Origin of the sequence: Kitasatospora sp. NPDC036755, from assembly GCF_040636595.1 — a bacterium.
Lineage (GTDB): Bacteria > Actinomycetota > Actinomycetes > Streptomycetales > Streptomycetaceae > Kitasatospora.
Window position 1 is genome coordinate 1 of the sequence record NZ_JBEZUT010000396.1, and the last position, 7181, is coordinate 7181.

The window sequence follows — 7181 nt, forward strand, 5'->3', positions numbered from 1 at the left end:
CACGCTTGGATCAAACCCGCGCTTCGCCTCTTGACGCGAACCGCGCTGCTCCTGCGAGGTCTTGGGCGCGGTTCACGCCACGACTGCGTCGCGGACCCTCGTGAACCCCTACCAGTCCCTACCGGCGCGCTCGTTCTGGCGCACCGCCGTGGCCGAGCCGGACCCGCTCGCCATCGACGACCTGTGGACGCCCGCGTTCGCGATCGGGCAGGACGACCCGATCCTCACCGCGGGCTCCTGCTTCGCCGCGCACATCGGCCGTGCCCTGCTGGAGCGGGGCATGAACTGGTACGACGCGGAGCCGGCCCCGCCGGGGCTGACCGAGGAGGAGCGCCGGGCGCGCCACTACGGGGTGTTCTCGTTCCGCACCGGGAACATCTACACCCCCGCCGTGCTGCGGCAGTGGCTCTCCTGGGCCTTCGGCCGTTCGACGCCGCCCGCCTGGGCGTGGCCGGAGGAGGGCCGGTACCACGACCCCTGCCGCCCGTCCGTGGAACCCGGCGGCCACGCCTCCGTGGAGGAGGTGCTGGCGGCCCGGGAGACGACCCTCGCCGCCATCCGGGAGGCCGTCACCGAGGCCGGCTGCCTGGTGTTCACCATGGGGCTGGCCGAGGCGTGGCTGGACCGCGCCGACGGCACCGTCCTCCCGTCCTGCCCCGGCACCGTGCGCGGCACCTTCGACCCGGACCGCCACGTCCTCCACCACTTCACCTTCGACGAGGTCCGCCGCGACCTGACGGACGCCGTGGCACTGGCCCGCGAGGCCAACCCGCGGCTGCGGGTCCTGCTGACCGTCTCGCCGCATCCGCTGACCGCGACCGCGACCGGCGGCCACGCGCTCACCGTCAACACCTACGCCAAGTCGCTGCTGCGGACGGTGGCCGGCCAGCTGACCCAGGACCTCGACGACGTCGACTACTTCCCGTCGTACGAGCTCATCACCGGACTCCCGTTCCGGAGCAGGTTCTACGCGTCGAACCTGCGCGAAGTGACGCCCGAGGGCGTCGAGTTCGTCATGCGGCACTTCATGGCCGGGCTGACGCGGACCGAGGCCGGTCCACGGCCGGTCCGCGCCGGTGCGCCGGTGGCGGAGCCGAAGGAGGTGGACACCTGTGACGACGCCGTCCTCGACTACTACCGCCCCCGCTAGGTTCCTGCTGCTCGGCGACTCGCACGCGGGCCCGATCGGACGGGCCGCGAAGGCCGCCCGGATCCCCTTCCAGGGCGGTCCGATCGGCGCCGGGCGCGAGTTCACCGACGACTTCTTCGAACCGCGCGGGCACGACGTGGTGTTCCGCAAGGCCGAGGCCGACGCGTACTACCGGGGCTTCCTGGCCGAGCTGGACGTGGACGGCCTCGGCCGCCTCGCCGTCCCGCTGGTGTGCACCTTCGGCCTCAGCTCGCACTTCGTCGCCACCCGGGAGAACTGGCACCTCCACCGCCGCCGCGACGGCGGCTTCCCCCCGGGCTTCCTCGGCGGCCCGCTGTTCGACGCCGTCGTCCGCGCGAGCGTGCGCGACGCCCTGGCCTTCTACCGCCACGCCCTCGCCCTCGGCCTGCGGGTGCTGGCGGTGCTGCCGCCGCAGCGGGTGCCGGAGCAGTCCGACCCGGTGGTGTTCACGGCCGCGCAGGAGACGGTCCGCCGCGCGCTCGACGATCTCGGCGTCGAACTCGTCGACCTCCGCGCCCGCACCACCGGACCGGACGGCTTCCAGCGCCCCGAGTTCTGCGAGGCCGACGACGCCATCCACGGCAACCTGGCCTTCGGCCGGCTGGTCCTCGCGGACCTGCTGGCCCGCGGGCTGTGACGACACCGAGTCCCCCATCACAGGAGCACGTCATGGAGCAGTACGAACTGGACGCCGTCAGGGCCGTCACCACCAGGCCCGCCCCGGAGTACCGGACCATCACGGTCGACCCGGTCACCCCGGTGATCGGCGCCGAGGTCTCCGGCGTCGACCTCTCCCAGGAGCTGTCGGGTGAGCAACTGGCCGAGCTGAAGCGGGCGTTCCTCGACCACCACGTCCTCGTCCTCCGCGACCAGCACCTGACGGACGAGGACCACAAGCGCTTCGCCGGCCACTTCGGCGAACTGCGCCCCGTCAACCCGCCGCCGGTGGACGCCGATCCGTACGTCCTGGAGATCAGCACCGGCGCCGAGGCCGAGAACGTCGCCGGCAACGGCTGGCACGCCGACGGCACCGCCGACGCCGAACCCTCCCTCGGGTCGATGCTCTACATCACCAGGGTGCCGGAACCGGGCAGCGGCGGCGACACCATGTTCGCCAACATGCACCTGGCGTACGAGATGCTCTCCCCGACGATGCGCGGACTGCTCGACGGCCTCACCGCGGTGCACGACGGCCTCGTCGCCTTCCAGGGCTACACCCCGCCGCCGGGATACGTGATCCCCAAGAACGAGCACCCGCTGGTGGTGCGCCACCCCGAGACCGACCGCAGGATCCTCTACGTCAACAAGGCCTACACCGCGCGCATCCCCCAGCTGTCGGCAGACGAGAGCCGGGCCCTGCTCGACCTGCTCTGCGCGCTGCCCGCCCAGCGGCCGATGCTGACCTGCCGGATCCGCTGGACCCCGAACACGCTGGTGTTCTGGGACAACCGCTGCGTCCAGCACCACGCCACGTACGACTACTACCCGCACACCCGCTACGGCCGCCGGGTCGCCATCAACGGCGGGCCGCTCAAGGGCTGAGCCGGACCGGCCGGCACCCGAGCGGGTACCGGCCGGCCGGGCTCAGGCGGCGTCCGCGCGGGCCAGGCCGTCGGCGAGTCCTTCGGCCAGCCGAGCCCAGGCGGCGCGCTCGCCCCGCTCGTCGTTCCGGTCGGCGTGGACCCGCACCACCGCGCGCACCCGGGCGGCCGGCCAGGTCGCGGCGTAGGCGGCCGGGTCCGCCGCCGCGTAGGCGGCCGCCATCGCGGCGGCGTTGGCCAGGGCGTTCGCGTCGGTGTGGGAGCGCACGTTGGCCGTGGTGTTGAGCTCCGCGTAGGTCTCGCCGAAGCGGGCGGCCTCGGCCTCGTCGTAGCCGTTCGCCAGCGCGTAGGCGCCGGCCGCCGCGGCCGCCGCCGCGTGGGCCTCGGCGCTGGGGTACACGTGGCGGTAGAGCTCCCGCAGCCCCGGTTCGAGCGCCGCGCGCCACGTGCCCTCGTCGACCGGGCCGCCGTCCACGGCCCTCTCGTGCAGGGCCAGGACGGCCCGGTGCGGGGCGGTGGACCCGCCGAGTCGCGCACTCGCCTCGGCCAGCAGCGGGCCGACGGCGGAGCAGTACCAGTCGTGGACCACGCTGAACGGCACCCTGCCGTCCAGCCGCTCCACCTCCCGGTGCACCCGGCGCGCCCAGGCCCTCGCCGCATCGGCGTCCATGCCGTCGGACAGCGCCTCCGCGACCTGGGCCAGCCAGGGCGGCACGGCCGGTCCCCCGGCCGGCTCCTCAACCCGCCCCTCGGCCGCTACCGGCGCTCCGTCGGGGGCCCGGGTGGCGGCGCCGGGGGCCGAGTGGAAGGCCGGGAAGGTCTCGGATGAGGTCATCTGCTCCGCTCCTGGGTGGACTGTCCGCTTGCTTCGTGCCGAGCCGTGCCGTGCGGTGCCGCCGTGTCGTTCCGGGCCGTGTCGTTCCGGGCCGTACGGCCGCGGGGTACCGGCAGCCCATGCTGACGCGTCGGCGACGGCGTCGGCAAGACGGTCCGCGCCCGCTCGCGTCAGCCCAGCGTGGGGTGGACCAGCCGTCCGTGGTGGATGAGGGAGACGGACTGCTTGAGGCGGCGGGCGCGGACGCTGATCTCGTAGCCCCGGATGCCCTCGACGCCGGCCAGGGGGCCGCTGAGGTAGCGGTAGAAGGCGGGGGTGTCCCGGCAGATGACGACGGCCATGAGGTTGTGCCGGCCGCTGGTGGCGGCGACGAAGGCGCACTCGTCGTGCCGGCCGAGTTCCTCACCGATCCGGTGGAGTGCGGGCAGGTCGACCTGGAGCCACAGGATGGCGTTGAGCTCGTAGCCGAGGCGTTCGGGCAGGATGTCGATGCCGAACAGGAGGGAACCGGCGGCCTCCAGCGCCTCCAGCCGGCGGGCGACCCGGGCCGCCGACCAGCCGGTGGCCTCCGCGAGGCGGGTGTGGGAGGCCCGGCCGTCCTCCGCCAGGGCCTCGAAGAGGGGGCGGTCCTCGTCGGTCGGGGCGAGCACCGGCCCGGCGGGCACGGGGCGCTCCGCCGTCAGCCGCCGCACCTGCTCGTCGGTGAGGGACTGCCGGCCGCCGGCCCAGCCGCCCGGGCCCGGGGGACCGAACGGGTGGATGAGGAGGTCCACGCTCATGTCGAGGATCGAGGCGGCCTTCGGGAGCTGCCGCAGCAGGACGTCGTCGCGCCCGGTGCGGGCCGCCGAGCGGATGGTGCAGATGATCTCCGACCCGCCGGAGGCGATGCTGGCGTAGCCGACCTCGGGCCTGCGGGCGAGGGAGTCGGCGACGGGCCCCGCGGCGTCCGGGCGGCACCGCAGCCGCGCGATCCACTCCGCCCGCCCGTGGGCGGCCGGGTTGCTCAGCCCGACGACGCGCATGACCCCGTCGCGGCGCAGCGCGTTGTAGCGGCGGGCCACGGTCTGTTCGGACACTCCGACGATCTCGCCGAGGTGGCGGAACGAGGTGCGGGGGGCGCAGTGGAGCCCGTGGATGATTTTGCCGTCCAGGTCGTCGTACACGGAGGAATCCTCGCACGGAGGCGCGCCCTGATGGAGGTTGTTCCGCACCGGCTCGGATCGCTTGTGGATTTCTCGTCCTCCGAGGCGAAGCTGGTCCGCGCCCACACAGCATCCGGTGCCCGCGCGGCATCCCGCAGTCGAAGGAACCACCCCCCATGAACTCCGCAACGGTGCAGCGCCCCGGGGCCGGACGAGGCGTCACGCTCGTCATGGCCTGCCTGGGCGTCTTCGTCGCCTACCTTCCCGTGACCACCGTGTCGGTGAGCCTGCCGGCGATCCAGCGGACGCTGGGCGCCTCGACCTCCCAACTGTCCTGGGTGTCGGACGCGTTCGTGCTGCCGATGGCCGCGCTGATCCTCACCACCGGGGTGTGGGGCGACGTCCACGGCCGCAAGCGGGTGTTCCAGGTGGGCATGGCCTTCTGCGCACTGGGCGCGGCCGTCTCGCTGGGCTCGGACTCGGTGCAGTCGCTGTGGGTCGGGCAGGCGGCCTCCGGCCTGGGCGCGGCGGCGCTGCTGCCCACCACGCTGGCCCTGATCAGCCACGCGGTCCCCGACCACCGCGAGCGCGGCAGGTTCATCGGCCTGTGGGCGATGTCCATGCTGGCCTCGCTGGCCATGGGACCGCTGATCGCCGGGGTACTGCTGGAGCACGTCGGGGTGCGCTGGATCTTCCTCCTGCCCGTCCCGGTGTCCCTGGTCGTGCTGGTCGTCGCGGCCTTCCTGCTCCCCGACTCGCGGGCGCCGCACGGCCGGCGGCTCGACTGGCCCGGGCAGATCACCGCGGCCGTCGCCGTCACCGCCGTCGTCTACGGCGTGATCGAGGGCGGCGCCGACGGCTTCGGCGCGCCCCACGTGGTGTCGGCCCTGGTGCTCGGCGCCGTCAGCGCCGTCGCGTTCGTCCTCGTGGAGCGCCGCAGCGGCAGCCCGATGCTCGACCCGGCCCTGTTCCGCAGCCCCGCCTTCGCCGCCACCTCCCTGGTCGCCATGGTCAGCTTCCTGGGGCTGATCGGCTTCTTCTTCGTCCTGAGCCTGTACTTCGGCCTGGTGCAGCACCTGACCACGCTGGAGGCCGGACTGCGGATGGTCCTGGTGTCCGGGACGTCCCTGGTCGCGGGCATCCCCGTCGGCCGGCTGATGCACCGGGTGTCCCCCCGGGTCATGATCACCACCGGCCTGGTGGTGATGGCCGGCTCGCTGCTGTCGCTGAGCGGCATCGACGCCGGCACCTCCTACGGGTCGCTCGCCTGGCGCCTGGTCCTGCTCGGCCTGGGCATCGGCGCCGTCCTCACCCCGATGACGGCCTCCGCCGTCTCCTCCGTCCCGCACCACCTGGCCGGCATGGCCGCCGCGGGCAACAACGCCTTCCGCCAGCTCGGCGGCGCCCTCGGCCCGGCCGTGCTCGGCGCCCTGCTGACCACCCGCGCCCTCGGCGCCCTGCCCGACCGACTCGCCGACGCCGGAGTGCCCGCCGAGACCGGCGGCCACGTCCTCGACGTCGCCCGGGAGCAGGGGCTCGGCGCCGTGGCCGGGCTCGACCTGGGGGCCGCCACCGGACCGGCCCTGAGCGCGCTCGGCGGCTCCTTCCTCGACGGCCTCCGGCTCTGCCTGATCGTGTCCGCCTCGCTCGCCCTGCTGGCCGCCCTCACCTGCGCCGTCCTGCTGCGCCCGGCCGCGCCCGCCGGCCGGCCCGCCGCCGGCCGTCCCGCCAGCGGTGCCCCGGTAGGGGCCACGGCCCCGATGGCGCGCACCGCCGCCTCTGCCACCGCCGTCCCCGCCGCCGCCGACGGTGCTTCCGCCCAGGGGCTGCAGCGCACACCGTGACAACCGGGCACCACCGCCCGCCCAGGACGCCGGCCGCGCCGAGCCGTACGGTCGATCGAAAAATCACCGAACGCGCGGCCGCGCTCCTGGGACGATGACCAGGTGACAGAGACCCCGACCGCGCCGACGCCCGTCGTCCTCGGCATCGACGACCTCCGGCCGCTGCCCCGGGCCACCCGGATCGCCCGCACCAGCCGCGAGGGCGTCGAGCTCCTGCGGGAACACCGCGACGGGTACATCGACGAGCTCTGGCTCGACCACGACCTCGGCGGTGACGACAGCATCATGCCGGTGGTGACCCTCCTGGAGGAGGCGGCCTTCCGCGGACGGCCCTTCCGGATCGGCACGGTCCACGTCCACAGCGCCAACCCCGCCGGCGCCGCCACCGTCGTCCGGTCGCTCACGCGCTGGAACTACCGGGTCCGGCGGGCCACGGCCTAGCGAAGCCGGCGCCGGGGCGGCGTGGCCGAACTCGTCCTCGGCAGCCACGGGCAGCTGAACGTCTTCGCCCGCCCCCACCGGGCCGGAGCATCCGCACCGGTGGAGCATCCCGTAGCCCCCGCCGGGGCGGCCGCCGCCTTGCCGCCGCCGCGGCCCCGGCGGCGGCTCAGCCGTCCGCCGCGAGCGGGCGGGTGCGCAGCAGGGCCC

The 7181-nt window shown here is 74.6% G+C and carries 7 protein-coding genes; 5 read left to right on the top strand and 2 right to left on the bottom strand.

The window, feature by feature from the left end; all coding sequences use genetic code 11:
- Positions 1-100 precede the first annotated feature (100 nt).
- From AB0E96_RS36170 to AB0E96_RS36180, 3 genes are read left to right on the top strand one after another with little or no spacing between them, the layout of a single operon-like run.
- Complete coding sequence (locus tag AB0E96_RS36170) at positions 101-1150, top strand: GSCFA domain-containing protein (protein ID WP_359830240.1); 1050 nt, start codon at positions 101-103, stop codon at positions 1148-1150.
- Complete coding sequence (locus tag AB0E96_RS36175) at positions 1113-1808, top strand: hypothetical protein (protein WP_359830241.1); 696 nt, start codon at positions 1113-1115, stop codon at positions 1806-1808. The genes AB0E96_RS36170 and AB0E96_RS36175 overlap by 38 nt, the downstream gene beginning before the upstream one ends.
- A 32-nt stretch (positions 1809-1840) precedes the next feature.
- The gene (locus AB0E96_RS36180) at positions 1841-2713 is read left to right on the top strand and encodes a TauD/TfdA family dioxygenase (protein WP_359830243.1); all 873 of its coding nucleotides are present in this window, start codon (positions 1841-1843) and stop codon (positions 2711-2713) included.
- Positions 2714-2755: 42 nt separating this feature from the next.
- Here AB0E96_RS36180 and AB0E96_RS36185 read toward each other — a convergent pair whose 3' ends face one another.
- The gene (locus AB0E96_RS36185; protein ID WP_359830245.1) at positions 2756-3547 is read right to left on the bottom strand and encodes a SpcZ; all 792 of its coding nucleotides are present in this window, start codon (positions 3545-3547) and stop codon (positions 2756-2758) included.
- A 170-nt stretch (positions 3548-3717) separates the two neighbouring features.
- Complete coding sequence (locus tag AB0E96_RS36190; protein ID WP_359830247.1) at positions 3718-4710, bottom strand: AsnC family transcriptional regulator; 993 nt, start codon at positions 4708-4710, stop codon at positions 3718-3720.
- 155 nt (positions 4711-4865) lie between these two features.
- Between AB0E96_RS36190 and AB0E96_RS36195 the strand changes: the two genes are divergently transcribed.
- Together AB0E96_RS36195 and AB0E96_RS36200 are read left to right on the top strand one after the other, a co-directional pair.
- The gene (locus AB0E96_RS36195; protein WP_359830249.1) at positions 4866-6533 is read left to right on the top strand and encodes an MFS transporter; all 1668 of its coding nucleotides are present in this window, start codon (positions 4866-4868) and stop codon (positions 6531-6533) included.
- 102 nt (positions 6534-6635) lie between these two features.
- On the top strand, positions 6636-6974 hold the full coding sequence (locus AB0E96_RS36200; protein WP_359830251.1) for a cyclic-phosphate processing receiver domain-containing protein: 339 nt from the start codon (positions 6636-6638) through the stop codon (positions 6972-6974).
- The last annotated feature ends 207 nt before the right edge of the window (positions 6975-7181 follow it).